Source organism: Paraburkholderia sp. RAU6.4a, from assembly GCF_050435625.1.
Taxonomy (GTDB): domain Bacteria; phylum Pseudomonadota; class Gammaproteobacteria; order Burkholderiales; family Burkholderiaceae; genus Paraburkholderia; species Paraburkholderia tuberum.
In genome coordinates this window covers 3,330,974-3,347,929 of sequence record NZ_JBNDKQ010000002.1, presented here as the reverse complement: position 1 = coordinate 3,347,929, position 16,956 = coordinate 3,330,974, and the positions used below count along the sequence as shown (strand labels likewise).

13 protein-coding genes and 6 pseudogenes are annotated in these 16,956 nt (G+C 62.1%); 8 read left to right on the top strand and 11 right to left on the bottom strand.

Translation table 11 applies throughout. The features are described from left to right. Positions 1 to 100 precede the first annotated feature (100 nt). From OKW40_RS20295 to OKW40_RS20285, 3 genes are read right to left on the bottom strand one after another with little or no spacing between them, the layout of a single operon-like run. A complete protein-coding gene (locus OKW40_RS20295) occupies positions 101 to 451 on the bottom strand; it encodes a VOC family protein (protein ID WP_184059713.1) in 351 nt (116 codons plus the stop codon). Next, positions 448 to 663, bottom strand: a complete 216-nt coding sequence (locus tag OKW40_RS20290) for a hypothetical protein (RefSeq protein ID WP_184059715.1) — start codon at positions 661 to 663, stop codon at positions 448 to 450. Before OKW40_RS20290 ends, OKW40_RS20295 begins: the two co-directional genes overlap by 4 nt. Positions 664 to 721: 58 nt before the next feature. After that, complete coding sequence (locus OKW40_RS20285; protein ID WP_429491218.1) at positions 722 to 2,074, bottom strand: serine hydrolase; 1,353 nt, start codon at positions 2,072 to 2,074, stop codon at positions 722 to 724. A gap of 240 nt (positions 2,075 to 2,314) precedes the next feature. On the opposite strand from OKW40_RS20285, the gene OKW40_RS20280 reads away from it, so the two are divergent. Then, positions 2,315 to 2,869: a chloramphenicol phosphotransferase CPT family protein gene (locus OKW40_RS20280; RefSeq protein ID WP_429491216.1), complete on the top strand. Its 555-nt coding sequence runs from the start codon at positions 2,315 to 2,317 to the stop codon at positions 2,867 to 2,869. Positions 2,870 to 3,201: 332 nt separating this feature from the next. Here the strand turns inward: OKW40_RS20280 and waaA are convergent, their stop codons facing one another. From waaA to OKW40_RS20260, 4 genes are all read right to left on the bottom strand, one after another. Next, the gene (waaA, locus tag OKW40_RS20275; protein WP_187611817.1) at positions 3,202 to 4,515 is read right to left on the bottom strand and encodes a lipid IV(A) 3-deoxy-D-manno-octulosonic acid transferase; all 1,314 of its coding nucleotides are present in this window, start codon (positions 4,513 to 4,515) and stop codon (positions 3,202 to 3,204) included. A gap of 88 nt (positions 4,516 to 4,603) precedes the next feature. Then, positions 4,604 to 5,488: a Kdo hydroxylase family protein gene (locus tag OKW40_RS20270; RefSeq protein WP_184020906.1), complete on the bottom strand. Its 885-nt coding sequence runs from the start codon at positions 5,486 to 5,488 to the stop codon at positions 4,604 to 4,606. An 80-nt stretch (positions 5,489 to 5,568) separates the two neighbouring features. Further along, positions 5,569 to 6,570 carry a lipopolysaccharide heptosyltransferase I gene (gene waaC, locus OKW40_RS20265; RefSeq protein WP_187611818.1) on the bottom strand — a complete coding sequence of 334 codons (1,002 nt, stop codon included), beginning with the start codon at positions 6,568 to 6,570 and terminating at the stop codon, positions 5,569 to 5,571. Between the two features lie 175 nt (positions 6,571 to 6,745). Then, positions 6,746 to 8,140 (bottom strand): phosphomannomutase/phosphoglucomutase, encoded by a 1,395-nt coding sequence (locus OKW40_RS20260; protein WP_184045478.1) that lies wholly within the window; start codon positions 8,138 to 8,140, stop codon positions 6,746 to 6,748. 342 nt (positions 8,141 to 8,482) lie between these two features. Here OKW40_RS20260 and OKW40_RS20255 point away from each other — a divergent pair, with 342 nt between their 5' ends. The 5 genes and pseudogenes from OKW40_RS20255 to OKW40_RS20235 all read left to right on the top strand — a co-directional run bounded on the left by OKW40_RS20255 (position 8,483) and on the right by OKW40_RS20235 (position 14,247). Further along, positions 8,483 to 9,745 (top strand): oligosaccharide flippase family protein, encoded by a 1,263-nt coding sequence (locus tag OKW40_RS20255; RefSeq protein ID WP_429491213.1) that lies wholly within the window; start codon positions 8,483 to 8,485, stop codon positions 9,743 to 9,745. Continuing rightward, a pseudogene (locus tag OKW40_RS20250) lies at positions 9,742 to 10,573 on the top strand (glycosyltransferase). Before OKW40_RS20255 ends, OKW40_RS20250 begins: the two are co-directional and overlap by 4 nt. A gap of 137 nt (positions 10,574 to 10,710) precedes the next feature. After that, entirely contained in the window at positions 10,711 to 11,859 is a 1,149-nt protein-coding gene (locus tag OKW40_RS20245) for a glycosyltransferase family 4 protein (protein WP_184059731.1), read from the top strand. 13 nt (positions 11,860 to 11,872) lie between these two features. Continuing rightward, complete coding sequence (gene galE / locus OKW40_RS20240; RefSeq protein ID WP_429491211.1) at positions 11,873 to 12,895, top strand: UDP-glucose 4-epimerase GalE; 1,023 nt, start codon at positions 11,873 to 11,875, stop codon at positions 12,893 to 12,895. A gap of 314 nt (positions 12,896 to 13,209) precedes the next feature. After that, positions 13,210 to 14,247, top strand: a complete 1,038-nt coding sequence (locus OKW40_RS20235) for a GSU2403 family nucleotidyltransferase fold protein (protein WP_429491209.1) — start codon at positions 13,210 to 13,212, stop codon at positions 14,245 to 14,247. 320 nt (positions 14,248 to 14,567) lie between these two features. Here the strand turns inward: OKW40_RS20235 and OKW40_RS20230 are convergent, their stop codons facing one another. Both OKW40_RS20230 and OKW40_RS20225 read right to left on the bottom strand, forming a co-directional pair. Then, positions 14,568 to 15,029, bottom strand: coding sequence for a GNAT family N-acetyltransferase (locus OKW40_RS20230; protein ID WP_429491207.1), 462 nt, complete (start codon positions 15,027 to 15,029; stop codon positions 14,568 to 14,570). A gap of 340 nt (positions 15,030 to 15,369) precedes the next feature. Continuing rightward, a pseudogene (locus tag OKW40_RS20225) lies at positions 15,370 to 15,549 on the bottom strand (ATP-binding protein); the annotation flags it as partial. 3 nt (positions 15,550 to 15,552) lie between these two features. Between OKW40_RS20225 and OKW40_RS20220 the strand changes: the two are divergent. After that, positions 15,553 to 15,726 (top strand): annotated as a pseudogene (locus OKW40_RS20220) (ATP-binding protein); the annotation flags it as partial. 110 nt (positions 15,727 to 15,836) lie between these two features. Here the strand turns inward: OKW40_RS20220 and OKW40_RS20215 are convergent. Then, positions 15,837 to 16,004, bottom strand: a pseudogene (locus OKW40_RS20215) (RNA-guided endonuclease InsQ/TnpB family protein); the annotation flags it as partial. Here OKW40_RS20215 and OKW40_RS20210 point away from each other — a divergent pair. After that, a pseudogene (locus OKW40_RS20210) lies at positions 15,998 to 16,451 on the top strand (ABC transporter ATP-binding protein); the annotation flags it as partial. The pseudogenes OKW40_RS20215 and OKW40_RS20210 sit on opposite strands and share 7 nt — an antisense overlap. Positions 16,452 to 16,537: 86 nt before the next feature. Here the strand turns inward: OKW40_RS20210 and OKW40_RS20205 are convergent. After that, a pseudogene (locus OKW40_RS20205) lies at positions 16,538 to 16,888 on the bottom strand (methyl-accepting chemotaxis protein); the annotation flags it as partial. Positions 16,889 to 16,956: the final 68 nt, after the last annotated feature.

Genomic DNA, 16,956 nt, shown 5'->3' with positions numbered 1-16,956 from the left:
TACCGTCCCTTGTGGGTCGGGTTCAGCCGACCGCGTCGGACGGCAGCCGGCCACGAGCAGCCTGTCGAAATGGCCACGCAGATCATCGAGAATATTTAGGTTAGCCGTAGAGCCCAACGCAATTTTCCCACGGGTCGCGCAGCATACACATCCGCTTTCCATCTTCCACTTGGCTTGGCCCACGATAAAGCGTGGCACCTATGTTCAAGAAATGCTTTAGCGATTCATCGAAGTCATCGACGGTCCAGTAGACGACTGTGCCCGCCGATCCCGCCGATAATTTTGCATCGGCGGGAACAATTTCAAGTCTGATGCCATTGAATTTGAGGTATGCCAGATTGAACTCTTCAAGAAAGCGCCTCTCAGCGCCTCGAAAAGCTGACTGGTACCAGTCCAATGCGGCCGGCACATCTGGCACATACACAAGCACTGCACATATTTGCGAGTTCATGCGGGAGCTCTTCTGTATCGTCGCTGAACGAGGTGGAGGAAGATCGCGATCGCGATATTGGTCGAAAAACCTGCTTTAGCAAAGGGTCCCTCGGCGATTTGCTCGCGCGGGATGCACACGACGCCCTCTTCGTCACCAACGATCAGGTCACCTGGCGTTGACAATTGCCTTGCAGACTCCTCGCTTGCTTCGCGGGTGAACATTGCGGTCATTGAGAATCGTGATGTGCGCCGACAATCGAGCCAATATCGATACGAGGAATTAGCGTCCTCAAGAATCGATTTTGCGCGCGACCAGATCGTATCCGTTCTGATGCAGCGTCAGCTTTTCGGCGATCCCCTGATCGTCCATTTCGAAGGTGATCTGCGCGTCAATCGACTTTGCAAAAAATCGGTGTTCGGCCTCGGGATACAGCGCGATTCTCGGTTGCCCAATACCTTGGGTGAAAAGTTGTCCATTATCGACCGTCATCGTCAGGATGAAGTCCGGACGTAGCCAGAAACGCCCTGCATAGGACTGCAGGCGGACAGGATCGACGTCGATCTCGTTTCGAATCTTGACCTGTTGCCGTAGGGGTTTTTCGGGTCTCAACAGATGCAGGCCAATGTCGCCGACGTCGAACGCCGCGTTCGCCAACACCACGACGCCTCGTGATGCGCGACGATCGAACCCGATGAACGACCGGCACCCCAGTGTTCCTCCGGTATGGCCGAACCATTCTGGTTCGCCATCTGTGCTGCCGGCGCCCATTGCCCAACAAAGTGGAATGACCTGGTCTCCAAGCTGCCGACGTATGTCGAGCGTATCGCCAATTGCTCTATCGAGCGCGGACGGCCGGTAGCCCATCACCGCTTCGAGAAATTGCAGTTGATCATCTACCGTGGACACCAACGCCCCTGCCGCTTCAAATACCTGACCAAGCTCCATCCGCTGCGCGAAACGCAGGTCGAGGTCGTGACCAGGGATGCACCTCCTTTCTATCTCGTGAGGCAGTGCGATGGCCGTACTCGCCAGTTGCAGCGGTGTGAGGATGCGAGCCCTCAGCACGGTTTCATAATCCGTTCCTGCCCGACATGCAAGCGCATAGCCCAGCAGGCCAACGCCGAGGTTCGAATACTCGAACTCCGAGCCGATGTCACGGGTCAGTTCATAGCGGGCCAGGAACGCGTAAAGAAGATCGATCGTGTAACCCGAGAACGGGTCGGGTGAACCGTTCCCGACCATGTTGTCGGGATGACGGGGCAACGCGGATGTATGCGTCGCAAGGTCATGTAGAGTGATAGTCCTGCCGTTGCGTTCTGGCACGGCCGGATTGCCGGGCAAAAGACGCTGAACTGGTTCATCAAGCGAGACTTCGCCACTCGCGATCATGTCCGCGAGCAGGATTGCGGTATACACTTTCGTCACTGATCCAATTTCGAACGCAGTGTGCTGGTCGGGGATACGGGCGTCGTTCTGACCGAATCGGCCATAGCCGACGACGCGCCGCTCGCCATCGCCCACCATTCCAACGACGATTCCCACGCCTTCGCGGCGGGTATCGATCCGGTCCGAAAGGATGCGTCGGATTGCGTTCTCATCGAGGAAGCGATTGCTGGGTGTAAGGGGCGCTCTCGCTGGCATGGGGCTCCTCTGGCGTAGGTCGGATTAATCACGTCGCAGCTGAAGTAGGTGGCAACTTGCGAGCACGTGGTCGTCAAATGGAAGACTGAACCTCACTTTCATTCGCTTGGGCTAGGCGGCGAAAAATGGATAAGGGGCGAGTTGGAGGCGGTGTGCAGCAATGAACTCTCTGCGACTACGCGGCGACAGTTGACAGTGCTGCCCCGTATCATTGCCCAATTGAATCATACGCGGACGTCAATGCAGACACCGAAAATCATCTTGCTAAACGGTGTGGGCAGCTCAGGCAAGACCTGTCTGGCCCGCGCTCTGCAGGCAGCGGCCGAGGACGCGTTTTTGCATGTCCAGATGGACGCGTTTCTAGCGATGCTACCGACTCGTTATCTGGACGATCCCGATGGATTCACCTTTGCATCGTCGACCGTGGAAGGACACAAGGTCGTATCAATACACAGCGGTCCGGTTGCCCGACGCGCCATGCTGGGTATGCGACACGCTATCGTTGCACTGGCATATAACGGCAACAATCTTATAGTTGATGAGGTTCTTCTTGGCGAAGAAAAAAATGACTATGCTCGTCTGTTCGAGACATTCCAGCTAATCACTGTCGGCGTCCTCTGTCCACTCCACTTGCTTGAGGAACGAGAACGGCAGCGGGGTGATCGGCTTGTCGGTTTAGCTAGATGGCAATACGACAAGGTGCATACGGGAATGAACTACACCGTTACGGTCGACACCAGCGAAGCTACGCCAGGGGAGTGCGCGCAAGTCATACTGCGAGCGCTTTCATCCTGAATTTGCGGTAAGTTTCGGCTCCGGCTGGGTACTAAAACTCCGCGTCCGCTCACGTGAACGTCCGCTTCGTAGAAAAGCGAGCGTCTCTTCAGGGTCGACAGCCGCCCGACGACTGCGAAGACACAGCGGCCACCGCTGTCCTTGCACCGCGCAATGAGCTTTTTTAAACTGCGCATCAAAAACAAGAGCCGGGATTCCGGGCGCTTCTTTTCAAGCGCTACCCAGTTTTTTTTCACTACCTGCGGCTGCACGTTCACATTAACCAGCACGGTCTGCACTTTCCGCGTCATCCGACAAAGCACCACGCCGCGTTGCACGGCATCCGCTCATCCCTACTCCGGCAACAACGCCGCCAACACATCCACCGTCCTCGCCGTCGCCCCGCGATGCCTCGCCGCAAACGCGGCAGCCGCACCGCCCATCGCGAGCCGCCGCGACTTGTCGCCGAACAGCTCGCGCAGCGCGCGCGCCAGATCGGCCGGGTCCTGCACCTGCACGGCGGCGCCGGCCGCGACCGCATCGGCGGTGGCTTGCGTGAAGTTGAAAACGTGCGGCCCGATCAGCACCGGCACGCCAACCGCGCACGCTTCGATCAGGTTCTGTCCGCCAAGCGGCAACAGACTGCCGCCGATAAACGCAAGATCCGACGCCGCGTAGTAAGCGCCCAACTCGCCCATCGAATCGCCGAGAAGCACGTTCACGTCGCGAGGCAGCGGCGCCACGCCATCGTCGGCGGTGCGCGCCGCCGACGCGACCTTCGCATCGGGCGCCCAACTCGATCGCCGTTCGAGCCGCAACCCCGCTTTCTCGACGAGCGCCGCGATTTCATTGAAGCGCTGCGGATGACGCGGCACCAGAATCAGCAGCGCATCGTCGATGCCGAGCGCCGCGAACGCCTCGAGCACGAGCGCTTCTTCGCCCTCGCGCGTGCTCGCCGCGACCCACACGGGCCGCGTGCCGATCGCCGCGCGCCACGCGTGGCCGCGGGCCGCGAGTTCGGGCGGCGTGCTCATGTCGAACTTCAGATTGCCGAGCACCGCGACATTGCGCGCGCCGAGCGAGGTCAACCGCTCGGCATCGGACGGACTCTGCGCGAGCACGCGCGCGAAGCCGCCGAACACGTCCTTCGTCGCACCGCCGAATTTCGCCGCGCGCTTGAACGAACGTGCCGACATCCGCGCGTTGGTCAGCACGAGCGGCACGTCGGCGCGACGGCACTCGTCGATCAGGGTCGGCCACACCTCGGTTTCCATCACGAGACCGAGCGACGGCCGCCACCCGCGCAAGAAGCGCCGTACCGCATGCGGCATGTCGTACGGTAGATAACTGCGCAACACGCGGTCGCCGAAAATCTCGATGCCGGTCGCGCGGCCGCTCGGCGTCATGTGCGTAAGCAGAATGCGCGCGTCGGGGCGCGCCTTCATCAGCGCATCGATCAGCGGCTGCGCGGCGCGCGTCTCGCCGACCGACACCGCATGCACCCAGATCAACGGCGCGCTGTCCTCCAACAAGCGCCCGCGCGAATAACCGAAGCGCTCGCCGATATGCTCGCGATAACCGCGCTCCTTACGCGAACGGATCAACAGACGCAGCACCGCAAGCGGCGCGATGAGCCACCAGAGCGCGCGATAGATCGCCCTTAGCATCGGCGCCCCGCGTGATTCGGAAAGCGCAGCGCGCTCACGCGCGCGATGCGGGCCGGCATCTGCCCGGCCCTCGAATCGACCGCCGCGCTCAAACCAGCGCCCTGCCCTTCAGGCGCTCGAGAATGCCGAGCGGCGCGCATTCCGGCTGCGCCATCGCCTTCACTGGCAGGAAGAAAGTCTGCTCCAGCATGAACTGGCCGGACATCACCGCATGCGAGGTCTGGTCGGAGAAGCACACCCACACGCTGCCCGGTGGAAACGGCATGGTCTGTTGCGGGCTCGTCTTCTGATAGTCGAGGTCGGCCTTCATGCCGTCGTGCAGACTGAGCATCAGATGATCGTATTCGCTGCGCAGCGATTTGGTCACGTGCAGCAGGTTCAGCAGCCACGCGGAGCCGGGCATCTGCGGCTTGATACGCGGCAGGAAGCGCTGCGCCATATCCTCGAACGGCTCGCCGACGCGCCATACGCGCGGCACGCCATGGGGATTGACGTTGGTGAACACGCGCAGGATGCGCTCGCCGTAATTCGGCCGCGACGGAAACGCGTCGACGTGCAGACGGCTATCGTCCTTGCGCCACGAGGTTTCGCGAGTCTCGACCTGATGCAGCCGCAGGCTCGTCGGCGCGACCCGCAGCTTGCCGCTGTACTCGGGAAAGAGCCCGTCGACGAGCGTGCGCGCGTTCGCCTGATAACGCGCGATCAACGCGCGCACCGCCGATTGCGTGACCGCATCGCCGGCCACGCCATGCAACGCGCCGCCATTCGGTTCGAGGCTGATGTTCTTGCGGTTCGGATCGGCGAGCGCCGGGTCGAGCAGCGCCTGCTCGCCGCCGTCGATCGCGAAGCGCAGGTTCGGGAAGTACAGCACCTTGCCGCGCTCGACGCCGGCGAGCAGCGTCTCTCGAGGCACGGACAGGTTGCAGCCGTGCCAGTCGGCGTTCGCTACTTCGATGATCTGGGTTTCGTTCATGGTCGCCCTTTGGAACGGAGGGTGCGCAAGGCGAAGCGCACCGACAGGATGCAGCAGGTGCTGATGCCGGCCGGCCCGGGTTACAACAGCCCGAAGCCGGCAAGCACCGACTTCACCTGCTGCAGCGTAGGCGGCTGCCCCGCCGCGCCGAGATTGACGACGTTCGGCGACCAGTAGCCGCCGGTGCGCCACGCGGTCGAGAAATTGTACAACTCGACCGTGGGCCGCTTCAGCGCCGCCGCGATATGGACCAGACCTGTGTCAACCCCGACCGTCGCGGCCGCGCCATCGATCAGCCCCACCACCGCCGCCAGCGACAGCTTCGGCGGCACGATCGCGGCCGCGCCGAACTCCTTCGCGAGCCGCTCGCTGGTCGCGCGCTCGGCGTCGCTGCCCCACGGCAGCACGATCGACGCGCCGCGCCGCACCAGCGCCTGCCCGAGTTCGATCCACGCGGCATCGGGCCACTGCTTGTCGGCGCGCGAAGTCGCGTGCACGAACACCACGTACGGCACCGGCAGATTCAGATTCGCCTGCGACAGCGCGAGCGCGGCACGGCCCGTGTCGAGACCGAAGTCGATGTCGTCGGTGGGTTGCGGCGGCGGATCGTTCAGCGCCGCGGCCACCAGTTGACGCGTGCGTTCGACCACGTGCGTGCGCGGCGCGATCGGCACGCGCCGCCCGTAGAAAAAGCGCACCGGCCATTCGTAGCCGGCGCCTTCGGTACGGTTGCCGAGGCCGACGAGCGGTCCGCGCGCCATGTTCGCGAGCCACGCGGTCTTGATTAGGCCCTGGCAGTCGATCACCAGATCGTAGTGCTCGGCGGCGAGCGCGCGGCGAAACGCGCCGATCTCGCGCCAGTTGTCGACGGACAGGATGCGCTTGCGCCAGCGCCGCAGCGACACCGGAATCGCGCGCCGCACACCGCTCACGAGTTCCACGAGCCCGACGAAGCTTTCCTCGACGAGCCAGTCGATCTGCGCGTCGGGATGGCGGCGCCGGATGTCGGCGATCACGGGCATGTTGTGAACGACGTCGCCCAGCGACGACACCCTCACGATCAGTATCTTTTGCGCGCTCAAGAGTGGGAAAACCGGCTATCCGGCTCGAAGATGCGTTGAAAGGACCGCAATTCTAGCGCGCCGTCCATGAAAGACATGAAAAACGCGGCGCGGTAAGGCAACCCGCGCCGCGTTCGGTAGGGGCGACGCTTCGAGCCGTCTTGACGAACTTCGAAGCGCAGCGCCGCATCAGCCGTCAGAACGGCAGTTTCGCATCGGCCTTCTCCGCGAGAATCACGCGGCGGAAGTCGTCCTGGATGCGTTTGAGCGCCGCGTCGTTGTCGGCCTCGAAACGCATCACCACGACCGGCGTCGTGTTCGACGAACGCGCGAGGCCGAAGCCGTCCGGATACTCGACGCGCAGACCGTCGATCTTCACGACGTTGTCCGCGCCGGTGAACTTCGCGTTCTGCTGCATACGCGCGATCAGCTCGAAGTTCTCGCCTTCCTCGAGTTTCAGCTGCAGCTCGGGCGTGGAGTGCGAGTTCGGCAGCGAGTTCAGCAGCTTGCTCGGGTCGGCGACACGCGTGAGGATCTCGAGCAGACGCGCTCCCGTGTACAGGCCGTCGTCGAAACCATACCAGCGGTCCTTGAAGAACACGTGGCCGCTCATTTCGCCAGCCAGCGGCGCGCCGGTTTCGCGCAGCTTCGCCTTCACGAGCGAGTGGCCGGTCTTCCACATCAGCGGCTCGCCGCCCTTGTCCTTGACCCACTTCGCGAGATTGCGCGTGCACTTCACGTCGTAAATGATCTGCGCGCCCTTGTTGCGCGACAGCACTTCTTCGGCGAACAGCATCAGTTGACGGTCCGGGTAGATGATCTGGCCGTCTTTGGTGACGACGCCGAGGCGGTCGCCGTCGCCGTCGAACGCGAAGCCGATTTCCGCATCCGTTTCCTTCAGCGCACGAATCACGTCTTCGAGGTTCTCCGGGTGCGCCGGGTCCGGGTGGTGATTCGGGAAGTTGCCGTCGACTTCGGTGAACAGTTCGACGAGTTCGCAGCCGAGCTTCCTGAACAGCTTCGGCGCGAGCCCACCGGCCACGCCGTTGCCGGTATCGACGACGATCTTGATCGGACGCGCAAGCTTCACGTCGCTCGCGATGCGCTCGAGATACGCGTCGGCGATGTCGTACTCGGCGTAGCTGCCGCTGCCGTCGGCGAAGTTCTCGTCGACGATGCGCTGATGCAGCGCGAGAATCTGCTCGCCGTAAATGGCCGCGCCGCGCAGCACCATCTTGAAGCCGTTGTAGTCCGGCGGATTATGGCTACCCGTCACGACGATGCACGAGTCGACGCGCCGCTCGCCGCCCGCCAGTTTCAACGGTACGCTCGCCGCGAAGTAGCCGACCGGCGTGGGCACCATGCCCACGTTCACGACATCGACGCCGGCCGCACGCAGGCCGTCGGACAGCGCCCCGATCAGCTCGGGGCCCGACAGGCGTCCGTCGCGCGCGACCACGACCGCGTCGCCGCCCTGCGCGCGCACTTCGCTGCCGAATGCGCGACCGATGGAACGCGCGGCGTCGGCGTCGAGCGTCTTGCCAATGACGCCACGAATGTCATACGCCTTGAAAATGGATTTGGAGATCATGTTGGCTCACTTGCGTGCAATGGAAAATTTTGACCTGCGCACCGACCTCGACCGGTAACAATCGCCGGTTAAAACGCGGAAAAAATTCGCGTTAAAAACCACGGTAATACTCACGTTAAAAACACCTGTTACCGCGCCTCGATGCGCCCTTGCCGGAAGCGGTCCGGTTCCAACTTATAATTGCGTTTTTCTGACCAGCCTGAATACCGCCATTCTAATGCTTAGACGCCCTCCATTTGTAAAGTTGCCGTGGCTGCCGGCCGGGCGGGCGAATGCGCATAGCGCCGCATGCATGGCCGTACGAGGCGGCTTGACCGACGCGCAGCGGCGAGCGGCCAACGGATGCTGACGGTCAAGCGCTTCGCCAATCCCGACGTCACCCGAGCGTTTACGAACATCGTCTGGCTGGGTCTCGAGCGGCTCACGCAGATCGGCGTCGCAATCGTGATCAGCGGCATGCTCGCGCGTTACTTCGGGCCCGAAACGTTCGGCAAATGGCAGTACGCGAATACGCTGCTGCTGGTGCTGTCGCCGATCACCTGGGTCTGCGGCGCGGAAATCCTCGTACCGACCATCGTCAACCGGCCGCCCGGACAACTCGGTACCGTCCTCGGCAGCGCGTTCGCGTTGCGCATCTCCGTCTCGGCGGTTGCGCTGCTGCTTACGTGGCTCGGCATTGCGCTGCACTTCTTCGAACCGCTCGTCGGTGCGATGCTCGCCGGCCTCGCGGTGACGATGTTGTTTCGCGAGCCGTTCGTCGGCGTGATCAACGCGTGGCTGCAAAGCATGACCTACAGCAAGCCGCAATTGCTGACTAGCATGAGCACCGCGGTGATCAAGGCGGCTCTCGTCTATCTGCTGGTGCGCGCGACGGCCGCGCCCGCGCGTTTCGGCTGGCTGTGGGCGCTCGAATCGGCGGCGATCGGCGCGGTGCTGTTGCTCTACTTCATGCGCCGGCATGACGGCAAGCTGGGCTGGCATGTCGAACGTTCGCTCTTCAGGCACTTCGCGAGCGCGGGCACCGTGTTCTGGCTCGGGCTCATCTGTATGTATCTGTTTCTGAAACTGGACCGGCTGATGCTCGAGCGCGCGATTTCGTTCGCCGACCTCGGTCGCTACTCGGCCGCCCAGCAGTTGAATGAAAACTGGATCACGCTCGCGCTGATGCTCGCGCAAACCATTGCGCCCGCCTTCGTCTACCGCGTGCAAGGCATCGCGCAACTGCGCCGCAACATGTGGCGGCTCACCGCGCTGACCGCCGTGCTGATGGTGTGCGGCGCGTTCGTGCTCGATCTGCTCGCGGGCTTCATCATCCGCCGTGTGTTCGGGCCGGACTTCGAAGGCGCGATCGAAATCTTCCGCTGGGCCGTGTGGCTGTCGGTGCCCGCCGGCGTCGAGGCGATCGGCAATCTGGTCGTGCTCAAATATCAGGCCAAGTTCGTGTTGCTCGCCAAGTGGCTGCTCGCGCTCGCCGTCGCGTTCGCGGTCAATCTGCTGGCGATCCCGCGGCTCGGCGCGTATGGCGCGCTCGTCGGCCTCGCGGCCGGCTATCTGGCGGCCGCCTCGGTCAATCTTTATTACATCCGTTTCAAATTGCGCCCATGACGAATTCATCCGCCACCGCGCAAACCACGCTCGACGACGTCGCGGTGCTGATACCCGCCTATAACGGTCAGGCGGACGTCGATTCTACGCTCGCGTCGTTCGAAGAAAGTGCGCTGGTGCACGTACTGATCGTCGATGACGGCAGCACGCCGCCGATCGTCGCGCCCACGCTGCCGAACCTGAAGATCGAAGTGCTGCGCATGGCGCAGAACGGGGGCATCGAGCGTGCGCTGCGAACCGGCGTCGACGCGCTCGCGCAGCGCGGCTTTCGCTATGCGGCGCGCATCGACGCGGGCGATCGCGCGGTGCCACAGCGGCTCGCGAAGCAGCGCGCGTTCATGCAAGCGCATCCGAACGTGGCGGGCCTCGGCATGTGGACCCAGGTCGTCACGCGCGCGGGCGAGCCGCTTTTCATGCTGACTCCGCCAGCCGAGCCGAACGTGATCCGGCGCCAGCGCTTTTTCCGCTCGTGCCTCGCGCATCCGTCGATGATGCTGCGTATCGATGCCGTCCGCACAGTCGGCAACTACCGCGCCGCGTATCGTTCGGCGGAGGACCTCGATCTGTTCGTACGTCTGATGGAACGCTATGACTGCGCGAATCTGCCGGAACTCGGCCTTTTCTATGAGCTGAACGAAGGCGGCATCAGCGCGACGAAACGGCGCCGGCAGATCGGTTCGACGCTGCGTTTGCAGTTGCGCTACTTCAACGTGGCCCAATCCTTACGACTGGTTGGGCCTCGCGAAGAATCTGTTGCATCTGATGCTGCCTTATCGCACGTTACAGCGGGTCAAGCGCGCGCTGCTCACGCCGCGCGCGAACCGTTGAGTCGCGCCGCGTGTGAGCGCTGTCGTTGTCGTTGTCGCTGTCGTTGTCGCTTCATTCGCTGAGGTTCGCGCCGCATCGTAGGGCGCTGTCTTCGTATCAATGGTCCACACTTCATTCAACGCCCGGCATTTCTTCGCATGAAGCCCTCTTTCAAGTCGACGCCCGCGCTACGCATTACACTCGTTTGCAACACGGCCTGGGCAATCTATACCTATCGGCAAGGGCTGATCCGCACGCTGATCGGGCGCGGCGTCGACGTAACGGTGCTCGCGCCGCGCGACCGCACGTTCGAGTTGCTCGCCGCGATGGGCTGCCGTTGCATCGAGCTGCCGATGGCGTCGAAAGGCACGAGTCCGGGCGAAGATCTGCGCACGCTCGTCGCGCTGTATCGGCAGTACAGGACCATCCGTCCGCATGTCGTGTTTCACTACACGATCAAGCCGAACATCTACGGCTCGATCGCGGCGAAGCTGGCTGGCGTGCAGTCGGTGGCGGTCACCACCGGGCTCGGCTACGTGTTCATCCAGCACAGCCGCGCCGCGCAGATCGCCAAAAGGCTGTATCGTTTTGCGTTCCGCTTTCCGCGTGAAGTGTGGTTCCTGAATCGCGACGATCAGGCCGCGTTCATCGACGGCAAGCTGCTCGTGCATCCGGAGCGCGCGCGGCTGTTGCACGGCGAGGGCGTCGATCTCGAGCAGTTCGCGTTCACGCCGCTGCGCGAGCGCGCGGAGTTTCGCTTCGTGCTGATCGGGCGGCTGCTGTGGGACAAAGGCGTCGGCGAATACGTCGAGGCCGCGCGGCAATTGCGCGCGCGCTACCGCCACGCGCGCTTTCAGCTGCTCGGGCCGGTCGGCGTCGACAATCCGAGCGCGATCACGCGCGACGAAGTCGCCGCGTGGGAACAGGAAGGCGTGATCGAATATCTGGGCGAGGCGCACGACGTGCGGCCGTTCATCGCCGATGCCGATTGCGTGGTGCTGCCGTCGTATCGCGAAGGCGTGCCGCGCACGCTGATGGAAGCGTCGGCGATGGGCCGGCCGATCGTCGCGACCGACGTGCCCGGCTGCCGCGAGGTGGTGGCCGACGGCGTCAACGGCTTGTTGTGCGAAGCGCGCAATGCGCAGAGCCTTGCCGCGAGTCTCGCACGCATGCTCGACATGAGCGGCGCGGAGCGGCGCGCGATGGCGGAACGCGGCCGGCAGAAAGTCGCGACCGAATTCGACGAACGCATGGTCGTCGAAACCTATAAAGACCTGGTGCAAAAAATCACGGGTGTTTTACTTTAATGGGAGCAACAGCATGACCACGAAGGGCACGATTCTGGTAACGGGCGGCGCGGGTTTCATCGGCTCGCACACCTGCGTCGAACTGCTGAACGGCGGCTACGACGTCGTGGTGATCGACAACCTCGTGAACAGCAAGCGCGAAGCGGTGCGGCGCGTCGAGAAAATAACCGGCCGTGCGGTGAGCTTCTACGACGACGACGCGCGCGACGCAGCCGCGCTGCAGCGGATTTTCGATGTGCATCCGATCACCGGCGCGATCCATTTCGCGGCGCTGAAAGCGGTCGGCGAGTCGGTCGCGAAGCCGATCGAGTACTACGCGAACAACGTCGGCAGCCTGCTGACGCTACTCGGCGTGATGCGCGATCGCAACGTCAAGCAGTTCGTGTTCAGTTCGTCGGCAACGGTGTACGGCGTGCCGAAGAGCTCGCCTATCGACGAATCGTTCCCGCTGTCGGCGACCAATCCGTATGGTCAATCGAAGCTGATCGCCGAGCAGATCCTGCGCGATCTCGAAGTGTCGGACCCATCGTGGCGCATCGCGACGCTGCGCTACTTCAATCCGGTCGGCGCGCACGAAAGTGGCCTGATCGGCGAAGATCCGGCCGGCATTCCGAACAACCTGATGCCGTACGTCGCACAGGTCGCGGTCGGCAAGCTCGACAAGCTGCGCGTGTTCGGCGGCGACTACGAGACGCCCGACGGCACCGGCGTGCGCGACTACATCCACGTGGTCGATCTCGCGCGCGGGCATCTCGCCGCGCTCGATGCGCTCGTCGAGCGCGATGCGAGCTTCGTCGTCAATCTCGGCACGGGCCAGGGCTATAGCGTGCTCGACGTGGTGCGCTCGTTCGAGAAGGCGTCGGGGCGGCCGGTGCCGTACGAGATCGTCGCGCGCCGCCCGGGCGATGTGGCTTCGTGTTTTGCGGATCCTGCTGCGGCGGAGAAAATCATCGGCTGGCGCGCTGAGTTCGGCATCGAGCGGATGTGCGCGGATCATTGGCGCTGGCAATCGACGAATCCGCGAGGCTTTGCGTAGACGTAGCGTCGAATAAACTCTCGTTGACCGGCGGCCCCGTCTTGCACGGCGTCCGTCGGGTGAGTCGCTCCGTGCGATCACGCCCACGCGGCACCCACGTCGCGTGCCGTGCTGACTGCATTTGTTGTGTTCATGCGCATATATGCCAACAACATGTTCGCCCACTGCGCAATCTCGGACATCTTTCACATGATGATCTGATCTGGCCGAAGCAGCGATGGAGGTTATACCTCGCAACGCAATAGCAAGGTATAAATTTGACACGCCGCCACTTATACCCTACGATCCTGTCATAGGGTATAAGGAGCAGCCATATGGCCAATCTCCATAACGAAGCACTGCAAACGCTGTATTCCTCGGTCACCGAACGGGCCAGTGCGCAACAGCTCATTCCGTTGCATTCCCCGGGCTCTGCTGCACAAAAGACAGTCGACGGGAAGACCTACACCTATTGGCGGGTGTATCTCGCTTCAGGAAAGCACAAGGAAACCTCGCTGGGCCGTACTGGCGAACCGGCTACCGACGCCGCGCTTGAGGCGAAAATGCTCGAGAGCGCGGAGATGCGTATGCTTGCCACTGACGCCCAGGTTTTGCGTAAGGCAGGCTTTGCTGCCGCCGACAATTCATCGGCGCTGACTATCGCAACGCTCTTTAACGCTGGCATCTTCAGTCACGGTGGGGTGCTCGTCGGCTCTCACGCGTTTGGCGCGCTCCTGAACGGTCTCGGCGTTCGTCTTTCCGCAAACTACAGGACCGAGGATATCGACATCGGAAGCGCGGGCTCTATTACGGTGGCGATCCCGGAAGACCGCAGCTTTCTCGACGTCCTGCGTGACAGCGGCATTCCCTTTCTCGAGGTGCCGGAACTCGACTCGCGAAAGCCTTCAACCTCATTCAAGGCTCGTGGACAGCCCTTAAAGGTCGACTTGCTCGTACCGGGTACCGAGGCGTACGAGACGAAAGCCATTCCCCAGTTGCGCGCACACGCGACCGGGCTCCCGTACTTCGCGTATCTGGTATCGAATCCGTCGCGCGGCTTTATCCTCGGGAAGGAACATGTGGTCCCCGTCATGCTGCCGGACCCTGCGAGATTTGCTCTTCACAAGCTTATCGTAAGCACGCTTCGCGACCCGTCGCGCGCTCTTAAGGCGGAGAAGGACCGACGGCAGGCCGCAGCGCTGATTGATGCGCTGACGGAGCGGTTTCCAGACTGGTTGATGACAGCTGCAAATGAACTGGAGAAGACCGCACGTACACGGGTTGGTGCAGCAGCCGCCCAAACCCTGACTCTTGCACCTAACCTGTCAGAGCGCGCCAGGGACTTTCTGACTGATTTGGGTACACAGACGTGATCCGGTTCTCGCGATATTTGAGCGAACGCCTGTTGAGGCATCCGGCACTCGGACGAACCTCAAAAATCCTCCCAAGCAGGCTCATGATGCAAACCAGTATGGATGAATCGAATAAAGTGTTGCTCCCTGAATTCGTCAACCAGCAATGAGCAAAGTGAAGAGCACGGACAAGCTATTCTCAGGCCGTCACTTCAACCTCAAAGATGCCACTGCGCCAGCCGTCTGGAACGCTATCCTGTCTACGCGATAAGGAATCCTTTCTAGATGAGCCTTTTCTTCCAGACCGCCTATTTGCACCAGGGCTCCTGGAAAGCTACGTGTTACGCCACATGACCCGATGACAACGACGGAGCAAGCACCAATGTAGAGACCTTGCCATCGTTCTCGATTTCGACAAAACCAATTCGCCTGTACCACTTATAGGCCACCTGGTTGCATACGAAGACATGCAAGTACAGCGGTTTTTGCAAGCAACTGGACAACGACCTGACCTTGGCAAGCGCTTCACTGCCGATCGATTTGTTTTGCATCTCGGGCACGATGCAAAGCATCCTCAGCCATACGAGATCTGGTTCGACGTCCCAGTGAACAAACCCGCATCGGTTGCCGTCCCGCATAACTATCTGACAAGAACCCTGGCGAAGGCTTTTTGCAAACCCCGCTCGTTGCAAGCCCTCATCCCAGCCGTGCGCTGAGGTAACAAAACCCTTCATCGTTCGCTGGTACGTGTCATATAGCCATTCCGAGTCGCCGGATACGGCCTGCCGAAAATCCAGATTCATAACAGCGGCACGACGGCGCGATGGTCGATCATGACTTTCCATTGCGGATGAAAACTGGCAGCCGTCCTCATGTCCGCCCCGATGTTCTTTCAGATACCGAAGACGTGCCGGAGTTCACGTGCGCGAGCGACACGGCACACTCAGCGCAGTGCGTACAAACTTCAGTTTAGGCAATGGCGGCGCGCGCATGGTGCCTGTTCCTCGGTTGGTCAATCAGACCCACCGAGATAGCCATGAATATGGACACCTCATTTTCGCAATGCAGCACTGGGCTCCTGCGCTGAGCTGCATGGCAAGTTGACGAAACCCGACGCGGGGATTCAGCGCGTCAAATGTGTCATCAATGTTCGCGCGACCGGATGCGTTTCTTTGCACTGGCGCTGCTATGCCGGAAACGATAGCTTTCGTTGCCGTTCTCGACGATGTGGTAGTGGTGCGTCAGCCGATCCAGCAACGCCGTGGTCATCTTCGCGTCGCCGAACACACTTGACCATTCGGCGAAGTTCAGATTCGTTGCAATACCAACCAACCCTTCTCGGGCTGGAACGATGTCTTCCCCGACCCCGGCATGACGATCATCGCTATCGACCGGCTCGTGCATCACTCGATGATCTTCGAACTGAACGTTGAGAGCTATCGCCGCCGTAAGGCTAGCGACAAACAGAGCGTGCCGGTCGTGCTGTTTGACGCCGTCTAGGCCTCCTTCGGGACCCACGAGACTCACAGGAACAGACATGCTATCGTTGACATCCTCCCCTGCCTAAAGGCGGCAGGGGATTCCTACAGCGACTGAAACAATGGACAGTCTCAGATCGCCTCGGCGGGTTCCTGCTTCACAGAGCGGCCTGACTGCACCGGCTCTCCACAGGCTGCAACGCGGCGTCCCCGCGCCAAAACATTGATCGCGCCGACCATATCGGCGTTGTCCTCGAAGCAGCACCCGACGCCCACGAATTTCGCCTGCGTCAGACGTGACCGACAACCTGATTCTGGGCGCCTTTGCGCGCCTGCCTCACGTGGGCGCGGCCGCGCGGCGATGTGAACACCGATCTGGGGCGCGCGATCGAACTGTTTCCGCGTCTGAAGGAACAGCGCCACCAACTGGCCGGCACGCTCTCCGGCGGCGAGCAGCAGATGCTGGCGATGGCGCGCGCGATCATGCTGAACCCGGAACTGGTGCTGCTCGACGAACCGTCGATGGGGCTCGCGCCAATTCTTGTCGATGAGGTGTTTCGCATCATCGAGAACCTGAAGGGACAGGGCGTGACGATGCTGCTGGTCGAGCAGTTCGCCGCGTCGGCACTCAATGTGGCCGATTATTGCCACGTGCTGGAAAACGGCCGGATCGCCGCGCACGGGCTGGCGCTGCAATTGCGCAACGATCCGTCGGTGAAGGCCGCTTATCTGGGTACGAGTCACTGAGGCGACGGACCGGGTCGGTCATCGCCGAAGCGCACTTTGCGCGGCTGTGGCGCCTCTGCACCGGGCCGCGTGAGCAACGGTCCCGCCTACGCCGCCTTTGCGTCGAGCCGAAACACCGCCACTGCATCACGCAGCGCCACCGCGTGCTCTTCCAGCGACTTCGCCGCGGCTTCGGCCTCCTCGACGAGCGCCGTCGATTCGCCGATCAGTTCCTTGATCTCCGTGGCCGCGGCGCCCGAGCGCTGCGCGAGACTGCGCACTTCCGAGGCCACCACCGCGAAGCCGCGTCCCTGCTCGCCGGCGCGCGCCGCTTCGACCGCCGCGTTCAACGCGAGGATGTTGGTCTGAAACGCGATCCCCTCGATCATGCCGATGATCTCCGTCACCTTGCGCGATGACTCGCTGATGCCGTCCATCGCTTCGGTCACGCGCGACACTGATCTGCTGCAGAAAGCCTGGACAGAAATGAATGTTGGTGTTTCGATGCACGTTTCCCTTTGAGGGA